Genomic DNA, 22,293 nt, shown 5'->3' on the forward strand with positions numbered 1-22,293 from the left:
ATGTTGCCAATGAACTCTTCATCTAAACAGAAAAATACAAAAAAGGCTGTCCTCTGTAGGTTCATTCCTACTAGGAAACAGCCCTTTCTTGTATTTCTAGTTTTTCCTTCGTATGTTAGATCCGGTCTCTGAGATTGCCGTATAACGGGCGATCGTAAAATAAATAACAGAAAAGAGGTAACACACAGATAGCAATCATAACGTACAGCATGAAGACTGGTGAGAAGCTTTCGTACAGTAGCCCTCCGATAAAAGGACCAACCATGCGACCTGCAGTAGCCGCACCGCTCACAGCCCCTTGGAATAAGCCCTCTTTACCAGGAACGGACAGTTCTGCCGCTGCCGCTGGTACCGCTGGCCATAACAACATCTCTCCTAATGTTACAATCATCATACCGATGACAAAATGACTATAAGCCTGATCATATGCTAAAACACCCATTCCGCAAACAAATATAAACAAGCCAGCGATCATTTGAGAACGCAGATTAGACAAATAATGACGTGTGACATACGCACATAAAGGCTGAGCTAGGATTATCAAAGCCCCATTAATCGTCCACAACAAGCTATATTGGGATAACGAATACCCTAACCGAGTCATATAAGAAGATAGATTCGTCGACCATTGTACATATGGAATCCATGTTATGGCAAATCCTAAACCAAGAATCATCAAAGATAAACCAGAGGGTGTTCTCCACACAGAGGTTTCATTCTTGGGAGATCTGTCAGCTGCTTGCTCTGCCTTTCTTTGTACATGTCGGGCCACTGTCTCTGCCGCAATCTTCTTTAAATCTAAGCCAAAACCAATCACGGCTAAAAAGATTAAATTGGTTAATCCATTGACTAAGAAAACAAACATGAACGATACACTAGCAACCACTCCGCCCAAAGCAGAACCAACCGCTACACCTAGATTTTGCGACAAGTATAACAAGTTAAAAGCTCGTCGTCCCCCTTCTGGCCAAATACTTCCAGCCATCGCATTTAGGACTGGGAAAACCATACTGTTACTAAAACCAAGAACGCCCATCATACAGACATAAAATGGCCATTCTCGAAAAAAAGCTAGCGAAGTAACACAAGCAGCAGAGATAAGTACACCAGCAAAGATCGTTTTAATTCCACCAATCTTGTCATGTAAAATGCCACCCGCCATGCTTCCTACAATGCCCATACCAGCATGAAGCATCAATACGAGTCCAGCTACCGTAGCTGGCTTACCCAACACTTGGGTGATATAAATATTATTCAAAGGCCAAATAAAAGGCATCCCCGTTACATTAATAATGGCCCCGATCGCCAAAATCCACAGGGCCCGAGGATAGGTGGATACCATCTTGGAAAACACGTTCGTACTCTCCTCTCATGCTGTCAAAATCTACCGAAACCCTCTAACGATTACAACCATACAAATTAACAGAAGAATCCATTTTGGTCAATTCATATTTCATCGTTTGATCCGATCGATTTTTGATGAATCCATTCGCCATAAGCGATCTGTAGCTGTAAGCTCATCAATAGTAGACACACCTATTCCAAACATGGCTACACGACATTCAAACTCAACTCGTTCCATGAGTGCTACAACCTCATCAATGGATTTAGTAGCCGCTTCAAGTAGTGCACGACCAAACCCGATTAAGTCTGCTCCCAGAGCAATAGCTTTTGCCGCTTCTACCCCGTTCTGAATACCACCGCTTCCGATTAAAGGAAAAAATGGAAGCTCCTCACGGATGGTTTGTAAGGAAACTGCTGTCGGAATACCCCAATCTTGGAACGCCTCTGCCGCTATTTGCTTCATCGGTTCATTCGATCGGTACTTTTCTACCTCAATCCAGGAAGTGCCACCAGCCCCTGCCACATCGATAAAGGAAACGCCTGCATCCACAAGACGTCTAGCTGTTTGCGAATCAATGCCAAATCCTACTTCTTTTACTCCAATTGGAATTGGACTTCTCTCACAGACCTGCTCAATTTTTGGGAGCAACTGTCTAAAATCTTGATCCCCTCCAGGTTGGAAAATCTCTTGCATGCTATTTAGATGTAAAACGAGCGCATCAGCTTCAACCAACTCCACACAGCGAAGACATTCCTTTACCGTATAACCATAATTAAGCTGAACAGCCCCTAAATTGGCGATAATCGGAATAGATGGAGCGTGTTCTCTCACTCTAAAGGTTCGAGCAAGTTCTTCACTCTCCAAGGCAGCACGGACGGAACCTAAACCCATAGCCCAGCCCCTGGCTTCAGCCGCAATCGCTAATGTGGTATTAATTTGTTGGGCACCTTTCGTTCCACCTGTCATGGAACTCACCTGGAAAGGAGTCCCTATGCTTTTTCCTAAGAAAGACGTATGTAACGAAACATCGTCAAAACGAATCTCTGGTAGGGCCGCATGTAAAAAATGATACTGCTCCAAACCTGTCGTAAGCCGATTAGATACCTCTTTATGTAAACAAATCTCAATATGTTCTGATTTACGTTTTTCAATATCTGACTGATGTGTCACTACAATCACCTTCCTACATGTCATTCTCTGAATTTCCTATCTAACCGTACCCCATTACTACTCTATTTCTATATTGTAACAAAATAAGCTACAATACAAGAGCAAGCCTTTTACGTTGTTGCCTAATTTTTCAACGTAGTAAGACTTGTACTACTTTCTCCGCCTGTGAATAAAAAGTCCACTGGAAGGTTTAGGATAAAGAGTATATGAGTTTCGAAAAGAAGCTTGGAGGTGTTTTGCAATGTATTATTCTCGCAAACAAGAAGAACCGGTAGAAGATGTGGAAACCTCTATCTGGGCATGTACCAAAAATGATTGCATCTGCTGGATGAGAGAAAACTTATCTTTTGACAAAGTACCGGTTTGTCCCATCTGCAGCTCCTCTATGGTAAAAGAATCAAAAATGTTACCACCTATTGATTAGGATGAACACAAGGGAAGCCTGTCTCTTGGTGTAGAGTCAGGCTTCCCTTTCTCTAAGATTTCATCCACAGGAAGCTTATGGTATACTTTTATCATGATATGATTTTGTATATCTCGATGATGTAGAACCACGGAGGATTTCATGCTAACTTTCGAACAAAAACAAGCGATTATTGAATCGTTCCCAGAACTAACAAAAAAAGAGGTTTCCTTAGGACGCCTGAACTACCATTTTGAAGAAAGCCTTCACGACAAAAAGATTGTTGTGAATCATCTCCACCCAAATGGTAATGGTTTTGTCTATGCAGGCCACCTTCCGAAAAAAAAGACTGGTCCAAAAGGTATGGTAAATATCCGCGATTATTCCGAAGAGCAATTGCGTAGCTTGATTGCTGATTCTATCGCACATTTATCTACAGAATATGTTGAAACCGAAAACGATCTCGATTCAGCTGATCCTATTGAAGAGATTTGGGTAAACAGAAAAGGTGATACGCTACGCCTGATACAAGAGGATGAATTGTTTAACGTATACACAGGAGACAATCTGGAGGATTCCTACAACTCCTATAAAGGTGCAGTTACGTATCTGCACAGTGAAGATTTTAAGCGTCAAGAGTAGGATGGGAGGCCCTTGTCTAAGGGCCTTTTTATTTTAGAAAATGTCTTTATACAAGAAGCCTGGTTCTTGCTTCCAAATGTCACTATTAAATATATAGCAACTCCCAATGGCAAAAAAGCTTTCCACGGATATATCTAGAAAGCTCCTTTGTCTATACACACTAGAGGGAAACGCTACGTCTCGTACTCGGCTCCATGTAAAGCCTAAAAACGACATCAATGATGATGTGAATGATCTTGTTGAGCTTGTTGAGCTTGATCTCCCTGTTGATCTCTTTCTTTTTCCAACGCTTGTTGCTCTTCTCTTGACAGGTTTCCTACTATCACGCGCTTGGTAGGCAGCAAAGACAGACCGTGTGCTTTGACATAAGCTTGTACGTAGTAGACACCACCCTCTCGAAAAATCACGTTACTTTCATAGACCCCAGCAGAATCCCCTTGACGATGCTCAGATTTACTTTCTGTATTGTTGTCTGTTTTATCGGCTTTAGGTGCTGCTTTATACCGCTTACTCTCTTGCTCCTGATTTACCTGCCAAATTTTCAATTGCACATCTTCAGCATCTGATATGGGCTTATTTTTGTCTGTCAGCTTGACTTGTAACGAACTCACTTGGTTGGGTTGTAAGCTTTCAGGAATGGCAATTTCCATTACCTTTTATACATTTAAATCAATTTCATAAAGGCTTTTTTCAAAAATGATTAGACCAACCTCGAGGGTTTTTCCAATGTCTACTTTAAGGGGTGCACTTCACACGAAAATAAAGTGTTAGACTGGCTTTTATTTATGGAGCTATTGAATCCGTTAGTTCAATCATTTATCTATTGACTTGTTGCCTGCCATTTAGCACAGCAAAGCTGCCGAATATCTCTGCAGCAGCTTCTTGGTTGCGCTCTTGATCCCGTGTTACTTTAAGTATTTAAGTATTTAAGTATACAATCTTTCTTTTATAATAGATCCTGTTCCATTACTTAATTACAAAAGAAGTTGCAGTAACCACTGGGAAAAAGTCAACAATATAGTAGCTAAAAAATTTTTATATTTAGATATGATATTGACTTTTAAATTCGAAAATCTCATCAACAGCTTGATGATACCCACCTGATTTTCGAAAGGATTCCCTAATATTTTCAACATCTTTCTTGAAAGATGAGAGGCTTAACACATGATCTACGGCTTCACGTAGTTGATTTGCAGTCAAGCTTTGCATTTGTAATTTAATGCCTGCTCCGATATTGGCGACTTGCCCCGCAATTATCGGCTGATCCGCGCTTTGTGGGATTACAATTAGCGGAACCCCGTAATAGAGACCTTCATTGGTACTGTTCATTCCACCATGTGTAATAAATAATTTAGTGTATTGCAGTACATCAGTTTGTGGAACATAATTTTTTACGATGAAGTTTTTAGGAATTTCCCCTAAATCAGAAATTCGGGATTTATTCCCAATAGACATGACAATAGTATGATCAGTGTTCCCAAATGCCTCAAAACAAAGCTTATAGAAATCAATTGCTTGGTTAAAGACTGTACCCAGTGAAATGTAAATTGGGTCTTTCCCCTTGATTGCAGTAAAGTCGAAGTTTTCTTGAGTTAATCGTGAAGAGATGGATGGACCTACAAATTTATAAGTTTGGTCGAATGCTTCTCCATAAGGTTGAAACTCCCTTGTTGTATAAACGATTGTAAGTGGTGCAGGATTACAAAACACTTCGTAAGGAGAATGGATCTCCACATCATATTTTTCCTTCACCATTACCGTCAGGCTTTGAAATTTATCGTTTATAGGTTTAACTATTTTTGTAGGGACTTTTATAGAAAATTGTTCCAACATTTTATCGAATGATACTTTTGTCTGCGCAAAAGAAGTACAAGAGTTGATTGCAGGAAGCTTAAGAATTTGAGCAAGTAAACGTCCGCAACCAAACATGGAATCATGGATGATGTAATCAAAATGCTCTCCTTTGATCTGTTCAAGAACGCTTGGTATGACTATATCTGCCGTAAGTAAAAGACCGTTGATTCTTTCGAGTAAATAATCTCTTCCACCTGAGATAAAGGCTTTTATAAATTTTTGATCGTCAAATGTTCGTACTGAAGCTCCCGTCTTCTCAATACGCTCCCGAAAAGTTTCTATAGAAAAGTACACTACCTCTTCTCCACGCGAAATAAGCTCTTGCACAACTCCAATAGTTGGATTGATATGTCCCTCTGATCCACCATTAATAAATAAAACACGCGCCATTTCTACCACTCCTTAGGTATACTGTTCTCTAAATTGTGTAAGAGTAAGGGGCACTGTCCCATACCATCGCTCGAATCAAATAATGGAATCAAGTTTATCATAGTACAATACTTGAAAATCTCAAAACTTTAATCACCATATTTTTCCGCTATTCTGCCCGTTAGTTCAATAACTTGCGGTCAGTCTAAATACATTATTTTCAATAGACAATTGGTATTTTTTAACTGGTCCTGATGACAGAAAGCCATCGACTATTTGCCTAAAAATTCGAATGATTACTTGGAGTGATCCATATCTGCACCATCTCCCTTTGATTTATGGTACAGTGCATGTCCGTTCTGCCAAGATCACTTTCAATCGGCTTTTCATCATGCGTTATCCCCCACGTTCCGTAATTCCGTATCAGTCTGGTCGAATCCTTTGACGAGAAGATGGAGGTTTTGGCGAAAAAAAAGCCCCTACAATTTAGGAGGGCACTGAAAAAGTCCACTTAACAAAAAAAAGGTATAATCCCTCATTTTTCGAGGTGATTGTACCTTTTTTCTGTATAATAAAAGTATCAATTTATGTGGGTGGGTACGATGATTCAAAAACAACAATCAATGATCTTCAGTCCATTTATAGCTATATATGATGTAGTCGTTCCGAAGGATAATTTGTTACGAAAAATCAACGAACTTATGGACTTCTCTTTTGTGTATGACGAGCTTAAGGATAAATACTGCCTAGATAATGGTCGTAAAGCTATTGATCCTATTCGTATGTTTAAATATTTATTGTTGAAGTCTATTTATGATTTGTCTGATGTAGATTTGGTTGAACGTTCGAAATATGACATGTCATTTAAGTATTTTCTCCATATGGTACCAGAGGAGAAAGTGATAGAAGCGAGTTCTTTAACCAAATTTCGAAAGCTACGTTTAAAAGACATTAACCTTCTAGATATGCTTATTAATAAAACAGTTCAAATCGCTATTGAAAAGGGGATTATCAAAAGTAAAGCTATTATTGTTGATGCTACTCATACGAAAGCTCGCTATAATCAAAAATCTCCGAAGGAGATCCTCACGGATCGATCAAAGAAATTAAGAAAAGCCGTCTACACAATAGATGAAAATATGAAGCAGAAGTTCCCTGCTAAAACAACATCCAATGTATTAGAGGATGAAATAGACTACTGTCAAAAGCTCATTGACGTAATCGAAAAAGAAGGCAATATCTCCGAGTATCCAAAAGTAAAAGAACAGTTAAATCTACTGAAAGAAACTGTCACTGATGACCTCGAACAGTTGCAAATCTCAGAAGATCCTGATGCAAAACTTGGTCATAAAAGTGCAGATTCCTCGTTTTTTGGCTACAAAACACACTTGGCAATGAGTGAAGAAAGGATAATCACAGCCGCAACAATTACTTCTGGAGAAAAAAGTGATGGAAAGCAATTACAAACGTTGATTGAGAAAAGTATAGAAGCTGACATGGAGATTGAAACAGTTATCGGTGATACAGCTTATTCGGAAAAAGATAATATTATTTACAGTAAAAAGAATGAAATCAAACTAGTTTCTAAATTAAACCCTCTCGTTACGCAAGGGAATCGTAAAAAGGAAGATGAATTTGAATTTAATAAGGATGCCGGGATGTATGTGTGTAAAGCAGGACATATGGCAGTCCGTAAAGCTCGACAAGGGAAAAAAGGTGTAGGGAAAAATCAAACGGATACGTATTACTTTGATATTGAGAAATGCAAGCAATGTCCATTGAAAGAGGATTGTTATAAAGACGGAGCAAAAAGCAAAAGTTACTCAGTGAGTATTAAATCCAGTGAACATACTGAACAGGCAAAATTCCAAGAGAGTGAGTACTTTAAAGAAAAATCAAAGGAAAGATATAAAATTGAAGCGAAAAACAGTGAGCTAAAACACAGACACGGGTATGATGTGGCATCATCTTCGGGTCTTATTGGCATGGAGTTACAAGGGGCAATGGCTATATTCACTGTAAACTTAAAAAGAATATTGAAATTAATGGATTAAAAACAAAATAATAAACCGATGAAAATGGTAAAAAGACGACTCTTGCATTCAAGAAATGAATTTGAGCCGTCTTTTTTTTGATGAAGCTATATAATTCCTTCGGAAAATCGTAAGATTTTCAGTGCCCTCCAATTTAGCAAGGGCTTTTAACTTAGCAGCAAAATATCAATTTTCTTCTGGTGGTCCCACATCTCCATCAAGCTAAAGGATTACCCCCAAAATGATAAAATGAGCATTTTGGGGGTAAAAATATTATAATTTTCGTTCTGGGGGTGCTATAAAATTCTTAGCTTGATGGGCATGTGGTGCTATCCCTATCAATAAAAAAAGACAATTAAAGAATGAAACAACAATCCCCCAACGATACATGGTAATTGTATGTTGGAGGATATTCTTCTAATTATTTATTGTCAGTACATTTATCGAAAATGAAAATGTCATCCTTCTGTTTGTTCTTTTTTAGAATCAGATAGCTTAATTTTCCCCATAAAGAAAGATAAAAGGGCTCCCAATACTACAAATATGAAGCCGAAAAGAAATACGCTATGCAATGCATCAACTAATGTTGTTTTTAGAACAGGGACTATCATATTTTGAATTGCAGTAGGAATTTTTTCTAATGTTTCTGGACTAAGCAACATCGAATAGACCCCTTGAGGTGACTCTTTAATCATTCCTTCAAATTGTTGTACTAACCCACCTGCTTCTGGTGGAAGCTTTTCTAATGTTGGAACTAATTTGTCTGTCAGTAAATTTGTTGAACGGTAATTCATAATTGCTCCCAAAACTGCCATTCCAAATGTCCCACCGATTTGGCGGAAAAATTGACTGGATGATGTAACAACACCTAATTGTGATTTTGGAAAACTCTCTTGTAACGCAAGGGTTAGAATTGGCATTACTAAGCCCATACCTAAGCCAAGTGTTGCCATAAAGCCCATTGCCACTAATTTTGTAGTGTCAATCCCCATTGTTGATAATAACCAAAAGCCTACTCCCATTATAATCATACCAATAATAATTTGTGTTTTTACTCCAATCTTTCTAACTAACTGACCTCCAAGAATACTTGCAACCATCATTGATACCATCATGGGAATCATCATCGTTCCAGATTGTGATGGACTCATTCCTATTATCCCTTGCATAAAAAGAGGAACAAACATAATGGCACCAAACATTCCTACAGACATTAGGAATCCAATACCATTTAAAATGGAAAAAGTCTTATTTTTAAATAAATACATAGGTAAAATCGGTTCGCTTGTTTTAGATTCAACGATAACAAAGCTAATGAGAAACACCGCAGAAATGACAAAAAGAGAGACAATCTGCCATGAACCCCAAGGATAATCCTTTCCTCCAAATGTCAAGGCAAGAAGCAAACTGACAACGCCAACAATCATGGTAAAAATTCCAGCAATGTCTATTTTAACTGGTCCTTCTAATTTTTTATTTTTAAGTCCCAAACTAATTAAAATGACTGCAAGAATACCAACAGGCATATTAATATAAAACACCCATCGCCAATTGGATGCATCGACAATCCATCCTCCAACTTGAGGACCAATGATAGAAGACAATCCAAAAACAGCCCCGAAAACTCCTTGCCATTTTGCTCTTTGGGAACCTGTAAAAATATCACCGATAATAATCATTGCCATCGGCATCATTACGCCTCCGCCTAACCCTTGAATTCCACGGAAGATGATTAATTGGGTCATTGATTGTGCCATTCCACAAAGAGCAGAACCTACCAAGAATATAACAATCCCTGTAACATACACGGATTTTCGTCCTACCAAATCCGCTAACTTCCCTGCGATAGGAACAACAGTAGTGGACGCAAGCATGTAGGCTATTGTAAGCCAGGTCATGACACCTAATCCCCCAAGTTCACCAACAATTCGTGGCATGGCAGTACCAACAATTGTATTATCAAGTGAAGCGAAAAACATAGCAACTAAAAGACCAACAATTAAAAGTCCGCGATGTTTTGTACTTTCATTTTCTTTAGTTAGCTCCATGGACCCATCCATATGATTTCACTCCTTCTCATGTAATCCTTTGCATTATTGTGCATCAATATACCTTGTTACTTAAGTTTTTTAACAACTTATTCAGTAGGAGTTACACCCCTTATTGAAGGGGTTAGTTGATATTTATTTTCCATTTTTCAACTCTTTTATTTCCATATAAATCCTCCTAGTATAAAAAAGATATTAAAACATTGTTGGTTAATGTAAATTTTTGACTTCATCGTGAATACTCATCATTTTTTCATCCATTAATTTAGCAGTTTGCGATGCTTCTAATAGGTCTTTCTCTAGATAGTTAGGGATTCTTTTATCATATTTGTAATAAATTTTATGTTCCAAACTAGCCCAAAAATCCATGGCTAACGTTCGAAGCTGAATTTCGGCATAAACATTTTCAATTCCGTGAGATAATGTAACAGGAATTTGGACTATTAAATGTAAACTTTGATACCCATTTGGTTTCGGACACTTAATGTAATCCTTTACTTCCATGATTTTTATATCTTTTCGATTTATTAGCTGGTCGTAGATGTCATAGATATCATTGACAAAGGAACAAACTATTCTCATTCCAGCAATATCAAATAAATGACTTTTTGAACTTAACAATGACGGGACGATATTTTTTCTTTCTAGTTTCGCCATTATACTTTCCGGACTTTTAATTCTCGTTTTAATATGTTCAATTGGATTGTAATCATTTAAATATTTTGCTTCTTCAGCCATAATATTAATTTTCGTTTTCAGTTCATCTAATGCGAATTTATAGGGTAATAAGAAGTGACTCCATCTTTGCACATCTTCCATTTGGAACTTCCTCATTTCTTTGACTTCTAAATCTTTCATTTATACACCTCTTTATAAAAACCTTTTTTAAGTAAGGAAAGGTCTAAAGTATAGTTTTTTACCGACTCATCCAAGGGGAGGTCCTTTGCGAAATTTTGAATGAGATTTTGAAACGTCACAGCCATGATAATCTTCAGGACATGGAATATTTCTCGTTCATCAGTTATGTTTAGTTTTTCTGTACTTATTAAAACCATGATTTCTGATAATCGATTTTTATAATTAACCTCGTTCACATTTCGGGTCAATGTATTTTCAACTTTATAATTCATATTCAAAAAGGCATTTCTAAAAAAGTTGCGATTTTCTAGGTTCTGAAAGCCAATTAACATATAATGGTAAAATCCGATAAATGAGTCAAATAAATCGCCATCCTTTTCTTTTAATATCGAAATAAACTTCTCATTGTCCCTTTTGGAGTTCTCATTTAATAAAAAGAAGAAAACATCTTCTTTATCCTCAAAGTATTGATAAAAGCTTCCCCTAGGTATTCCGGCGTCCTTAATAATATTGGAAATCGATGCTTCGAATAATGGAACTCTTGAAAATTCTTTCATAGCAGCATTTATTAAGGTTTCTTTTTTATTATTTGGTAAATTAAAAAAGGTTTGTTTAGGCATTCTTTATCCTCCAATCAAGTGAAGTGACGATGTGTCACAGTCAAATATATTCAATCATAAACGACAACGTGTCATATGTCAACAAAAAATGACGGTGTGTCATATCCATTATATGGCTATCGTCATACCCTTCGAGAGGCACGATAGGAACTCCATATTATTTTTAATTTAATTTCTATGAACAGGTTCATTAGCAAGCAAAACGTCCGAATTTTTTGTATTCGGACGTTAAGGTTTATACATATGAAATAATTGGTACTCAGCTATGCGACATTGATGTTAAATTCTTAATAAACCCTTGTGACAAAACAAAAACCAAGCGGTTCACTAACATAACCTGAACCTTTTTCGCTATCACTAAAAATACCTTTCTGCATTATTTTAAAATTATGAATTTTATCCATACGATACGCTTGAATTTCGCCTCGTTTACCATAAGGTACAGAGATATTTTGTTCGTCAGTTTTCGATTCGGTCTTCCCAACAGTAATATCCAATTCAGCTTTTACCAATTTAGCATCAATTTTATAAGAAGATTTGAGTGTTACAGCCCAAGAATCTGTAAAAGACATTTTTCCCCCTGGAGGACCATAAAAACTATTTCCTGCCATCTCCATAGCGCAAGCTCTGGTAGTATTAACATCATCAAGATATAAATCTCCGACTAGATAAGCTCCGTTATCCGCATTGATTTTAGGAGATTCAAGCTTATTATCTTCTTCTGGTATAACAACTGTAATTTCATCCTTGGAGTCTAATTCTATTCCTTGTAGCTTAGCAAATCCTTCTGTGTCTGTAATCTTAATAACCTTGTATTGTTCTCCATCATTGCCTTTTTTATAGCTTACGTCACCTAGTTTTTCGTATTCGCAGACTTTGGTGAATTGATCAGAAAAATCATTCTCTAAGGTTGTATTTGTTCCTTGTGCCGATACAGATGTTAATACTGCAAGAAATAAGGTGCAAAATGAGAGAAATGTACGAGAAATTAGTTTTTTCATTTTTTTCCTCCTGAGTATTTTTTTGTTATAATAAGATGTAAATGAGGGAAATTGTTTATGGGTTAAACATTAGAAAAGGTGGGAATTATGAGTGAAAAACAAAATTGTTGAGACACTTTGGTATGGATTTTTAGCTGGTTTATGCCTAAATATTTTATTTTTAAGTAGGCAAGAATCTGTAGAAGTAAAGGGTACATATACAATTACTGTTTTGACATTAGATGAATACATCTTCAAAATTTTAAGGTATTCAATCTGGTTTGCTTTAATCATTGGGGTCATTTACTTCCTGTACTGTAAATTTAGAAAACAATAAAAGACTACCCTCAAATATAATTAATATTGTATTTGAGGACCCCAGTTTGCCTGAAGCCGTACATGCTTGCTAAGGATCGAATACTTTTTTGATATCGCCACCTTTCTTTTCACCCACATCCCTTCCAATTATTACTATAAACCACTATTCAGAATAAATAAGACTGAGAAATTTGGTAATAATTACAAAATAATAAGAGCGACTATTGTCGCTCCCTATCTAACCTTTAGAAGTCTACTACATGATGCTAGTGAGTCTCTTTTACCTCTGTCACGTCCACCCTCTCAAACATTCTTATCTCCTGCATAATCTTTCTATACTCTAATTTTTGTGGCTCTGTTGCGTGATGCCTCTGTGCTTCAAACAATGCTACGCATTGCATGAAAAAAGTTTGATTATTCAGAATTAAGGTTAAAGCCAAACATCTCAGGGTATTCTTTATCCCCTCTTCATAACGCTCATTTTGAAAATAATAGGTAGCCAAATAAAATCGGAACCGAAGATGATGGTCTTTATCAATTGGATCATGAGAGTTATGAAAGGTTCGTATCTCTTCAGAAAACTTCTCTATAAAGCTGTCTATCGAAAAAACATGTGTGCTAGCTGACTTCACAATCACTGTTAAACCAGATAATATCTCTTCTGGATGATTTTCAAGGAAATTGATGTAATCAACTAGCACATTTGTATCAGAATGGGTGACTTTACAGTATTCAATGTAAGGTTACCCATTCTTTTTATTTCTTTAAAAACTAGATATCTATATTCAATTTTATAGTATGGACTGTCAACACTAAACTAAAGAAAGCCGCATTTCGGATAATATTCTGGATGCCCCAATACAACAACAGAATTGTAACCAAGTTCTGTTGCTCTTTTTAATGCTTCGCAAATAAATTGTTTTCCTACGCCTTTATTTTGATACTCTGGTAAGGCAGAAACAGGCGCAAGAGCAAGTGATCGTTACTAATTTTTATTTTCGATAAAAGAATATGACCAACGATTTCGTAATTATCTTCCTTATTAATTGCAACTAAAGATAGTTCTGGGATGACTATCTCGGATTTTCTGATTCGAGACACCAATTCATGTTCTTTTTTATGGCTGAATTCCATAGTAGCAAATGCACTCTTTACGACCGCTTTATCGCTTTCCGCCATGATCAATTACAACAAAACAAGCGATCCTCAAGACAAGGCAAGAGTGCCTTCCTGAGTGATCGCTCGTTTCCAGAGACAACGCTTAGTCACAGATGTTTTTTACCAATGCCATCTCATATTTCATTTTGATGTCAGACTGCTGATTCAAATTGGCTGTTGTAAAGAGTGGTATAGACACCATTCTTGCTAACAAGCTCATCATGTGTGCCCTGCTCAACAATATCGCCATTACGCATAACTAATATCAAATCGGCGTTTCGAATAGTGGATAATCGATGTGCAATCACAAAGCTCGTTCGCCCTTTCATCAGATTATCCATTGCTTTTTGGATCAAAATCTCGGTACGTGTATCCACGCTGCTGGTTGCTTCATCAAGAATTAATATTTTGGGGTCTGCCAAAATGGCTCTGGCTATAGTCAGCAGTTGCTTTTGACCTTGTGATATATTATCAGCCTCTTCATTAAGTATCATGTTATATCCGTCAGGCAATGTTCGGACAAAATGGTCAACCTGTGCGGCTACAGCCGCATTTTTCACATCCTCTTCGGAAGCGTCTAGCTTACCATAGCGGATATTGTCGGCAATCGTGCCGTTAAATAACCATGTGTCCTGCAAAACCATTCCAAATAATGAGCGAAGTTCATCGCGTTTGAACTTTCGAATGTCGTGCCCGTCAATTGTGATCGCACCGTTGTTGACATCATAAAAACGCATTAACAGCTTCACAATTGTCGACTTCCCTGCGCCGGTTGGGCCGACAATAGCGATCTTCTGCCCTGGCTTAACTTTGGCGCTGAAAGAATTAATAATATTCTTATCTGGATTATAACCAAACGAAACCTGATTAAAGTCAACATGACCCTCTACATTCACCAGCGTATCGGTATTGGACGCTGCACCATTATGATTCACGGACAGAGCATTTGGCTCTTCCTTCACTTCTTCTGGTTCGTCCAAAAACTCAAATACACGCTCCGCGGCAGCAGCCGTTTGCTGAAGAACATTGGAGATACTGGCAATTTGAGAAATAGGCTGCGTAAACGAACGTACATATTGAATAAAGGCTTGTATTCCGCCAATAGTCATCGTTCCGTTAGCGGCAAAGTAACCGCCTAATATACAGATGGCTACATATGAGAGATTGCCAATAAAGGCGGTTATAGGCATCATAAGTCCCGATAGGAAGTTTGCTTTCCATGCGGATTTATAAAGAGATTCGTTATATTGCCCAAAGATTCTTGACGAATCCTCTTCACCGCCGAAGGCCTTTACCACTACATGGCTGCCGAACATTTCCTCTACATGTCCGTTGACGCTTCCAAGAAACTTCTGTTGGTCTTTAAAATGCCTTTGTGATTTTTTCATAACTATAATGACTACAATCATGGAAAGAGGAAGAATGCACAATGCAGCCAGAGTAAGCTGCCAACTGATGGAAAACATCATGATGGCTATACCTATGAGCGAGGCCACCGAAGTGATAATTTGTGTTATACTTTGGTTTAAGGTTTGGCTGATCGTGTCCACATCGTTGGTGATTCTGCTGAGCACATCTCCATGTGATACCTTGTCATAGTATCCCAAGGGCAGTTTGTGCATTTTTTCGCTTATATCATTTCTCAGCTTAAAAGTCACCTTTGCAGTTACACCCGACATCACAAAGCCTTGCAAATAAGAGAAAAGCGCACTGACACCATATAATCCAGCCAACCATAAAATAATCTCGCCAATTTTCCCAAAGTTTATGCCACCAGTACCTGCAATTTGCCTCATAATGCCGGTAAAAAGTTCATCGGTGGCTTGTCCCAAAATCTTTGGCCCCAGAATGGTAAACACTGTGGAGATAATGGCCAGAATACATACAAAAATAATCATCCGTGTATGCTTTCCCAAATATCCAATGAGTTTCGATATCGAACCTTTAAAGTCTTTGGCTTTTGCACCTGCCATCATGACACCGGGCATCATGCCGCTACCCATGGGGCCTTTTTGCTCACTGCTTTTCGTTTTATTATTTTGCTGACTCACGCTAATTCCTCCCCTGATAGTTGCGACGAGGCAATCTCATAATATGGTGGGCAGTTTTTCAAAAGTTCCTTATGTGTTCCACATCCAACGATTTTGCCTTCATCCAGGACGATAATTTGTTCCGCGCTCATAATCGTGCTTACCCTTTGCGCCACTACGATGACCGTACTGTCGCCTGTGTGTTCTTTCAGAGCTTTGCGCAAGGCTGCGTCTGTTTTGAGATCTAAAGCGGAGAAGCTGTCGTCAAAGATAAAGATTTCCGGTTCCTTTGCCAATGCTCGCGCAATGGATAATCTCTGCTTTTGCCCACCGGAAACATTCGTGCCGCCTTGAGCGATCTCCGAATCCAAACCCTCCGGTTTTTCAGATATAAACTCCAGTGCTTGCGCTACTTTCGCCGCAGTTTCCACATCAGTATCCGTCGCGTCTTTCTTGCCATAATGAATGTTAGATGCAATAGTCCCGGAGAGCAACACCCCTCTTTGCGGTACATAACCGAATTTGGAACGCAAATCCTTCAGATTTGCCTCTCGCACATCCACGCCATCGACCGTAATCTGACCTTTGCTCACATCATAAAACCGAAGCGCCAAGCTCGCAATCGTTGTTTTTCCAGAACCAGTGGAGCCGATAATGGCAGTTGTTTCACCCGGTTTTGCAGTAAATGTAACATCGCTTAGAGCGTCTTCTTCCGCGCCATGATATCGAAAATGAACATGCTTAAACTCTACAAGACCTTTTTGAGTAGCATTAAAACGTTTAGGGTTCTGCGGTTCATCAATGGAATTCTTCGTTTCTAACACTTCGGCGATGCGACCAGCCGACACCGCTGCCCGAGGGACAAGAATAAACGTCATAGAAAGCATCAAGAAAGCCGTAATGATTTGGATGGCATATTGCATAAATGCCATCATATCGCCAACCTGCATGGTAGAACTTGCAATGTGATGGGCGCCGACCCAAACAATGATCAGAGTTACGCCGTTCATAACGAGCATCATAATAGGCATCAGCGACACCATAACGCGGTTTACAAACAGATTTGTTTCTGTCAAATCCCCATTTGCCTTTTCAAAGCGTTTCTTCTCATGCCTCTTTGTACCGAATGCACGGATAACCGTCATGCCACTTAAATTTTCTCTAGAAACCAAATTCAGTTTGTCAACCATGTTTTGAATGATTTTAAATTTGGGCATGGCGATGGCCATAATAACCAAAATCATGCCTACAAGAACGATGCACGCAACCGCGATAATCCAACTCATGGAGATTGATTTGTTTACTGCCATAATGACACCGCCGATTCCCATGATCGGTGCATAGCAGATCATTCTGATTCCCATCATGAGCAGCTGTTGTATTTGAGTAATGTCGTTGGTGCATCGTGTAATGAGGGAAGCTACCGAGAACTTATCAAATTCGACATTTGAAAAGCTCTCAATTTTGTCAAACACATCTTTACGCAAATTCCGGGCGACTCCAGCCGCAATTCTTGAAGACAATAAGCTAACCAAAACCGTGGCCAATCCACCCAATAAGGCTATCGCAAGCATCAATAGACCTATTCTAAGAATATAGGCGGTCTGCATACCGCTTATGTCCATACCTAACTCATCGTAAAAAGCCTTAGCGAACATAATACCGCTTTGCTTTAGTGAGGCCTCGTTATTGACTGCTTTTTCGTGTGCAGCAGCAACGGCAGATTCCGGTAACGTCTCAAGCATCGGTTGTGCCTGATAAAGCTGTGTGAGGTCGATACCATTTGAAACGGTTGATTCAGTGCCGTCATTAACATCACTAGGTTGTTCTGCCATATCTTGCATGACATTCATCAGTGTCCCCGTTGCTGCTTCGAAGGCACGATCAAGTCCTGCATTAACGGCCTTGTCTACATTCTTTTTCACAAAAATCTGCGCAACGGCCTCGGGGTAAAGACTGTTATATGTCTTTCCATCTGCATTCTTGTCTGTGACGGATACAAGCTCATAATTTTCATCAACAAGCTGCTTTTCGCTGGCAGTCATAAAGGTGGTCATTAGATTTATTCCGTCCTGGCTGATCGCATCGGGAGCAGAGTTTTCAATACCGTTTTGCTGAATACCGACATTTACAATGTCCGACATATAGTTCGGCAGACTTAATTCGCTTATAGCTTGTCCGAATAAAAGAACAATAGCCGAAATCAATCCGAAAATAAATGGCTTTAAATACTTTGCAAGCTTTATCAAGTAGATCGTCTCCTTTTCTTAATCTTACTGTTAGGACTCGCGCTTCAGCTCTTCGGATATATCCGACAAAAGCGTTAGAAGTTCTATGAGTTGCTACGTATTTTCTTCCCCAAAACGAGAAATGGTTTTTTGGCATTTTATTGGAGTATTCTTCCGTCCTTCTTAGAACCCCCTGTCCTTCAGAGGTTAGCGCAACTGCAATTTTTCGCCGATCACTCTTGTCAATCTCACGGATGACATAACCCTTTTTTTCAAGTGTATTAAGCATTTGTGAAACGGCAGGTTTTGTAATGTAGAGATTGCTTTGAATATCAGATACATAAACCTTTTTATCCGGGCAGGAGGTATTCTCTGTAATCACCCTAATAGGATCGCACCTACCAGCCAGAATGTGTACGTATGGGTGAATACAATCAACCAGATCGCTCCTGCTTGCGTCCACATTCCAAAAGCAATGAGCCACTTTCGGCCAATTCGATCACTTAATGCCCCGGTAAATAGCTGGAAGAATCCCCATGCTGTCGGATAAAGGGCTACAATGATGCCAATCTGACTGAATGAAAGGCCGGAAGCCAGAAAGAAAACCGGAAATAGCCCCCAAGCCATACCATCTTTTAGATTTGTGGAAAGTCCAGCAAAACTACAGCTGGATAATGTTTTATTCTTCCATGTTGTTTGACGGAATACTTCCTGTGTCGATATTCTTTCATCGGCATCAGACTACTTCTGTTGTTGAGCCTGTATCTTTATATGCTGCGATGTATCTTTCGTAAAGAAAGAGAGAAGAATGCCTATGATACTAAAAGCAATTCCGAGATAAAAAGGCTCAGGGCGTAGAGAATAGTTCGAAGCCACATATCCGGAGAGAAGAGTAGCAAGAGCTACTTGAACTTAACATGACGGGACGATATTTTTTCTTTCTAGTTTCGCCATTATACTTTCCGGACTTTTAATTCTCGTTTTAATATGTTCAATTGGATTGTAATCATTTAAATATTTTGCTTCTTCAGCCATAATATTAATTTTCGTTTTCAGTTCATCTAATGCGAATTTATAGGGTAATAAGAAGTGACTCCATCTTTGCACATCTTCCATTTGGAACTTCCTCATTTCTTTGACTTCTAAATCTTTCATTTATACTCCTCTTTATAAAGACCTTTTTTAAGTAAAGAAAGGTCTAAAGTATAGTTTTTTACCGACTCATCCAATGGGAGGTCCCTTGCGAAATTATGAATGAGATTTTGGAACGTCACAGCCATGATAATCTTCAAAACATGGAATATTTCTCGTTCATCAGTTATGTTTAGTTTTTCTGTACTTATTAAAACCATGATTTCTGATAATCGATTTTTATAATTAACCTCGTTCACATTTCGGGTCAATGTATTTTCTACTTTATAATTCATATTCAAAAAGGCATTTCTAAAAAAGTTGCGATTTTCTAAGTTCTGAAAGTTCATTAACATATAATGGAAGAATCCGATAAATGAGTCAAATAAATCGCCATCCTTTTCTTTTAATATCGAAATAAACTTCTCATTGTCCCTTTTGGAGTTCTCATTTAATAAAAAGAAGAAAACATCTTCTTTATCCTCAAAGTATTGATAAAAGCTTCCCCTAGGTATTCCAGCGTCCTTAATAATATTGGAAATCGATGCTTCGAATAATGGAGCTCTTGAAAATTCTTTCATAGCAGCATTTATTAAGGTTTCTTTTTTATTATTTGGTAAATTAAAAAAGGTTTGTTTAGGCATTTTTTATCCTCCAATCAAGTAAAATGACGATGTGTCACAGTCAAATATATTCAATCATAAACGACAACGTGTCATATGTCAACAAAAAATGTGACAATGTGTCGCTGTCGTTTATATTAGAACCTTAGATTAAGTCAAAATTTTATTCAAATCTTAGCGATTCCATCGGGTCCAATTTTGCAGCTTTGGATGATGGCATAATTCCTGCAATTATACTTACAATCATACTGACCGCTATACCAAAGAACACATTTTGTCCCGTTAGATTGATGAGTTCTGCACCGAAGCTATTTGATAAAATGCTATTTCCTATTACACTAATAACTGTGGCAACAATCACAGCTATTAACCCACTAAATAATCCAAGCAAAGCCGATTCTGAGAAGAAAATTCGTTTTATGTCTTTCTTTCTTGCCCCAACAGCACGTAATATTCCAATTTCTTTTGTTCTTTCAACTACGCTGATATATAAAACAACTAAAATCATAATACCCGAAACAATTAGAGAAATTCCCGCAATTCCTGCCAGTAGGACAGTAGCCATATCTAAATAGGAAGTAACCTTTTTAAGCATTTCAGCCATTTGCGAACTTTCAAATCCATCATTCTCTAATTTTGTTTTAATCGCATCTACCTGTTCTTGTTTATCTGCAAATGCGTTAATTTGAGTAGGGCTTAAAGTTAATCCCTGCTTTGCATATGCATTTTCTAATGTTTCATATTTTACATATGCCATCGTTGTTCCTTGTGGTCCCATACTTTCAGCCTTATAAATACCAGACACTTTTAATTTATTTTCGATGGTAACAGGTTTGTTGTCTATTCCAATTTCGGTAACATAGACACTTATTTCTTTACCAATTAACGACTTGTAGTTTTCATTGCTGCTTAATGCTTTCGCTAAAGATGGTGTTAAGAGAACCTCATTTTCACCTGGAAGATGACCTTTTTCTACATTTTCCTTTTTAATTGAATCAGTCATGGTTGAGAATTGCATGATATCTGAACGCTTGTCCCCTAATCCTGCACTACTTTTCATGTTAAAAGATGTTACTTTCTCAACCCTATTAACGTGTTCAATATTTTTAATTTGTTCAATATCTTCTTCGTTAAAAGGTTCTTTTGCACCTAACATAGGCATGGAATTACCTGTATCATTATTTTCTTCCCCTTTTTTGGTGATTTCAACCATTAAGGGGTTCATACTGGAGTTGATTTCTTCATTGATATAGTTTGTTACACCGCTACCTAATGACAACATCAAAATAACACTTAATATACCAATGGAACCACCTAAAGCGACTAAGATATTTCTTTTTGCATTCAACTTCATATTTTTCAACGCAAGTTTAAACGAAGAAGCCAAGCTAAGGCTTTTAGATTTTACTTGTGGAGACGTTTCTTTAGCTTGGTAACTATCCTTCAGATTTATGTCTTCGATAACTTTCCCATCATCAATTTTCACAATTCTACTACCAGAATCGGCAACCTTTTGAGAGTGAGTTACTGTGATTACTAGTTTTCCCTTTTTTGCAATGTTATCTAGTAATTCAAGTATTTGTTGACTCGTTTCTTTATCCAAAGCTCCCGTTGGTTCGTCAGCTAAAAGGATTTCTGGTTCGTTAGCTAATGCACGAGCAATTGCTACACGCTGTTTTTGTCCACCAGAAAGTTGATTTGGCTTTTTCATCATGTGTTCTTTTAAGCCGACTTCAGTTAAAAGGTCTTTTGCTCTTTCATTTCGTTCTTTTTCACTCTTACTTGCCATTTGCATGACAATCGTTACGTTTTCTAATACGCTAAGGTGGGGGATTAAATTAAAACTTTGGAATACAAAACCGATTTTACTTTTTCTATAATCATCAAGTTCATGTTCCTTCATGTTTTTTAAGTTCGTTCCTTCTACCAGGACTTCTCCTCCAAAATCAGAGTCCATCCCACCAATAATATTCATTAAAGTTGATTTTCCACATCCTGATTCACCAAGTATAGATACGAACTCTCCTTTATTAAAACTTAGATTTACATCATGAAGTATTTTTGTTTTTTCTTTTTTATAAATGGTATATGACTTGTTTATATTTTTTACTTCTAACAAATTCATTATGAACCTCCTTGAATATTTATATTTCAAAACAAAGATGTTTGATAATACTATATTACTCCAATCTAGCTTAAAAGTGACAACGTGTCATAACTGAGCATAAACCAATAATAAATGACAACGTGTTTATATGTCAACAAAAAATGACGATGTGTCATATCCATTATATGGCTATCGTCATACCCTTCGAGTAGAGCTTACTAATTGTTTAGCTTCTTCTTCTACCGATTCATCGTCATCCATTTCAGACATCCTCAATTTAATGATTAAGGAACCTTGTGTTTCTACTCTCACGGTTCTACCCCTTCCTATGAACAGTCTCAATTGTTGTTTTGATAATATCTTACAATATCAACCT

At 37.8% G+C, this 22,293-nt stretch carries 18 protein-coding genes and 3 pseudogenes; 4 read left to right on the forward strand and 17 right to left on the reverse strand.

The window, feature by feature from the left end:
* Positions 1–115: 115 nt before the first annotated feature.
* Both EEL30_19010 and EEL30_19015 read right to left on the reverse strand, forming a co-directional pair.
* The gene (locus tag EEL30_19010) at positions 116–1,354 is read right to left on the reverse strand and encodes an MFS transporter (protein ID QDX94192.1); all 1,239 of its coding nucleotides are present in this window, start codon (positions 1,352–1,354) and stop codon (positions 116–118) included.
* Positions 1,355–1,453: 99 nt separating this feature from the next.
* Positions 1,454–2,515: a type 2 isopentenyl-diphosphate Delta-isomerase gene (locus tag EEL30_19015; GenBank protein ID QDX94193.1), complete on the reverse strand. Its 1,062-nt coding sequence runs from the start codon at positions 2,513–2,515 to the stop codon at positions 1,454–1,456.
* A 241-nt stretch (positions 2,516–2,756) separates the two neighbouring features.
* Between EEL30_19015 and EEL30_19020 the strand changes: the two genes are divergently transcribed.
* Together EEL30_19020 and EEL30_19025 are read left to right on the forward strand one after the other, a co-directional pair.
* Positions 2,757–2,939, forward strand: a complete 183-nt coding sequence (locus EEL30_19020) for a cold-shock protein (protein ID QDX94194.1) — start codon at positions 2,757–2,759, stop codon at positions 2,937–2,939.
* A gap of 141 nt (positions 2,940–3,080) precedes the next feature.
* Complete coding sequence (locus EEL30_19025; GenBank protein QDX94195.1) at positions 3,081–3,560, forward strand: hypothetical protein; 480 nt, start codon at positions 3,081–3,083, stop codon at positions 3,558–3,560.
* Between the two features lie 215 nt (positions 3,561–3,775).
* On the opposite strand, the gene EEL30_19030 is transcribed toward EEL30_19025, so the two are convergent.
* Positions 3,776–4,210 carry a hypothetical protein gene (locus tag EEL30_19030; GenBank protein QDX94196.1) on the reverse strand — a complete coding sequence of 145 codons (435 nt, stop codon included), beginning with the start codon at positions 4,208–4,210 and terminating at the stop codon, positions 3,776–3,778.
* A 391-nt stretch (positions 4,211–4,601) separates the two neighbouring features.
* A complete protein-coding gene (locus EEL30_19035; GenBank protein ID QDX94197.1) occupies positions 4,602–5,804 on the reverse strand; it encodes a glycosyl transferase family 1 in 1,203 nt (400 codons plus the stop codon).
* Between the two features lie 581 nt (positions 5,805–6,385).
* Between EEL30_19035 and EEL30_19040 the strand changes: the two genes are divergently transcribed.
* Positions 6,386–7,837, forward strand: coding sequence for an IS1182 family transposase (locus tag EEL30_19040; protein QDX94198.1), 1,452 nt, complete (start codon positions 6,386–6,388; stop codon positions 7,835–7,837).
* 437 nt (positions 7,838–8,274) lie between these two features.
* Here the strand turns inward: EEL30_19040 and EEL30_19045 are convergent, their stop codons facing one another.
* The 4 genes from EEL30_19045 to EEL30_19060 form a co-directional block, all read right to left on the reverse strand.
* Complete coding sequence (locus EEL30_19045; protein QDX95822.1) at positions 8,275–9,864, reverse strand: DHA2 family efflux MFS transporter permease subunit; 1,590 nt, start codon at positions 9,862–9,864, stop codon at positions 8,275–8,277.
* A gap of 210 nt (positions 9,865–10,074) precedes the next feature.
* Positions 10,075–10,683 carry a GTP pyrophosphokinase family protein gene (locus EEL30_19050; GenBank protein ID QDX95823.1) on the reverse strand — a complete coding sequence of 203 codons (609 nt, stop codon included), beginning with the start codon at positions 10,681–10,683 and terminating at the stop codon, positions 10,075–10,077.
* A gap of 35 nt (positions 10,684–10,718) precedes the next feature.
* Positions 10,719–11,342, reverse strand: a complete 624-nt coding sequence (locus EEL30_19055) for a TetR/AcrR family transcriptional regulator (protein QDX94199.1) — start codon at positions 11,340–11,342, stop codon at positions 10,719–10,721.
* Between the two features lie 287 nt (positions 11,343–11,629).
* Complete coding sequence (locus tag EEL30_19060; GenBank protein ID QDX94200.1) at positions 11,630–12,343, reverse strand: hypothetical protein; 714 nt, start codon at positions 12,341–12,343, stop codon at positions 11,630–11,632.
* Positions 12,344–12,434: 91 nt separating this feature from the next.
* On the opposite strand from EEL30_19060, the gene EEL30_19065 reads away from it, so the two are divergent.
* Positions 12,435–12,659: a hypothetical protein gene (locus EEL30_19065; protein ID QDX94201.1), complete on the forward strand. Its 225-nt coding sequence runs from the start codon at positions 12,435–12,437 to the stop codon at positions 12,657–12,659.
* Between the two features lie 247 nt (positions 12,660–12,906).
* Here the strand turns inward: EEL30_19065 and EEL30_19070 are convergent, their stop codons facing one another.
* From EEL30_19070 to EEL30_19110, 9 genes and pseudogenes are all read right to left on the reverse strand, one after another.
* Positions 12,907–13,278: a hypothetical protein gene (locus tag EEL30_19070; GenBank protein QDX94202.1), complete on the reverse strand. Its 372-nt coding sequence runs from the start codon at positions 13,276–13,278 to the stop codon at positions 12,907–12,909.
* 179 nt (positions 13,279–13,457) lie between these two features.
* Positions 13,458–13,819, reverse strand: a pseudogene (locus EEL30_19075) (N-acetyltransferase).
* Positions 13,820–13,950: 131 nt separating this feature from the next.
* Positions 13,951–15,801: an ABC transporter ATP-binding protein gene (locus EEL30_19080; GenBank protein ID QDX95824.1), complete on the reverse strand. Its 1,851-nt coding sequence runs from the start codon at positions 15,799–15,801 to the stop codon at positions 13,951–13,953.
* 44 nt (positions 15,802–15,845) lie between these two features.
* A complete protein-coding gene (locus EEL30_19085; protein ID QDX94203.1) occupies positions 15,846–18,077 on the reverse strand; it encodes an ABC transporter ATP-binding protein in 2,232 nt (743 codons plus the stop codon).
* Positions 17,929–18,540, reverse strand: a complete 612-nt coding sequence (locus tag EEL30_19090) for a MarR family transcriptional regulator (GenBank protein ID QDX94204.1) — start codon at positions 18,538–18,540, stop codon at positions 17,929–17,931. The genes EEL30_19085 and EEL30_19090 overlap by 149 nt, the downstream gene beginning before the upstream one ends.
* Positions 18,435–18,932, reverse strand: a pseudogene (locus EEL30_19095) (MFS transporter). The gene EEL30_19090 and the pseudogene EEL30_19095 overlap by 106 nt, the downstream one beginning before the upstream one ends.
* Before the next feature lie 42 nt (positions 18,933–18,974).
* A pseudogene (locus EEL30_19100) lies at positions 18,975–19,172 on the reverse strand (GTP pyrophosphokinase family protein).
* A 35-nt stretch (positions 19,173–19,207) separates the two neighbouring features.
* Complete coding sequence (locus EEL30_19105) at positions 19,208–19,831, reverse strand: TetR/AcrR family transcriptional regulator (protein QDX94205.1); 624 nt, start codon at positions 19,829–19,831, stop codon at positions 19,208–19,210.
* Positions 19,832–19,973: 142 nt separating this feature from the next.
* Positions 19,974–21,935 (reverse strand): ABC transporter ATP-binding protein/permease, encoded by a 1,962-nt coding sequence (locus EEL30_19110; protein ID QDX94206.1) that lies wholly within the window; start codon positions 21,933–21,935, stop codon positions 19,974–19,976.
* Between the last annotated feature and the right edge of the window lie 358 nt (positions 21,936–22,293).

Source organism: Brevibacillus laterosporus (assembly GCA_007833815.1).
Taxonomy (GTDB): Bacteria; Bacillota; Bacilli; order Brevibacillales; family Brevibacillaceae; genus Brevibacillus_B; species Brevibacillus_B laterosporus_D.

What these genes read in the sequence shown, in the direction of transcription:
- EEL30_19020 (QDX94194.1), top strand. Translation starts at nt 2,757, where the DNA reads ATGTATTATTCTCGCAAACAAGAAGAACCGGTAGAAGATGTGGAAACC.
- EEL30_19025 (QDX94195.1), top strand. Translation starts at nt 3,081, where the DNA reads ATGCTAACTTTCGAACAAAAACAAGCGATTATTGAATCGTTCCCAGAA.
- EEL30_19030 (QDX94196.1), bottom strand. Translation starts at nt 4,210, where the DNA reads ATGGAAATTGCCATTCCTGAAAGCTTACAACCCAACCAAGTGAGTTCG.
- EEL30_19035 (QDX94197.1), bottom strand. Translation starts at nt 5,804, where the DNA reads ATGGCGCGTGTTTTATTTATTAATGGTGGATCAGAGGGACATATCAAT.
- EEL30_19040 (QDX94198.1), top strand. Translation starts at nt 6,386, where the DNA reads ATGATTCAAAAACAACAATCAATGATCTTCAGTCCATTTATAGCTATA.
- EEL30_19045 (QDX95822.1), bottom strand. Translation starts at nt 9,864, where the DNA reads ATGGAGCTAACTAAAGAAAATGAAAGTACAAAACATCGCGGACTTTTA.
- EEL30_19050 (QDX95823.1), bottom strand. Translation starts at nt 10,683, where the DNA reads ATGGAAGATGTGCAAAGATGGAGTCACTTCTTATTACCCTATAAATTC.
- EEL30_19055 (QDX94199.1), bottom strand. Translation starts at nt 11,342, where the DNA reads ATGCCTAAACAAACCTTTTTTAATTTACCAAATAATAAAAAAGAAACC.
- EEL30_19060 (QDX94200.1), bottom strand. Translation starts at nt 12,343, where the DNA reads ATGAAAAAACTAATTTCTCGTACATTTCTCTCATTTTGCACCTTATTT.
- EEL30_19080 (QDX95824.1), bottom strand. Translation starts at nt 15,801, where the DNA reads ATGGGTAGCGGCATGATGCCCGGTGTCATGATGGCAGGTGCAAAAGCC.
- EEL30_19105 (QDX94205.1), bottom strand. Translation starts at nt 19,831, where the DNA reads ATGCCTAAACAAACCTTTTTTAATTTACCAAATAATAAAAAAGAAACC.
- EEL30_19110 (QDX94206.1), bottom strand. Translation starts at nt 21,935, where the DNA reads ATGAATTTGTTAGAAGTAAAAAATATAAACAAGTCATATACCATTTAT.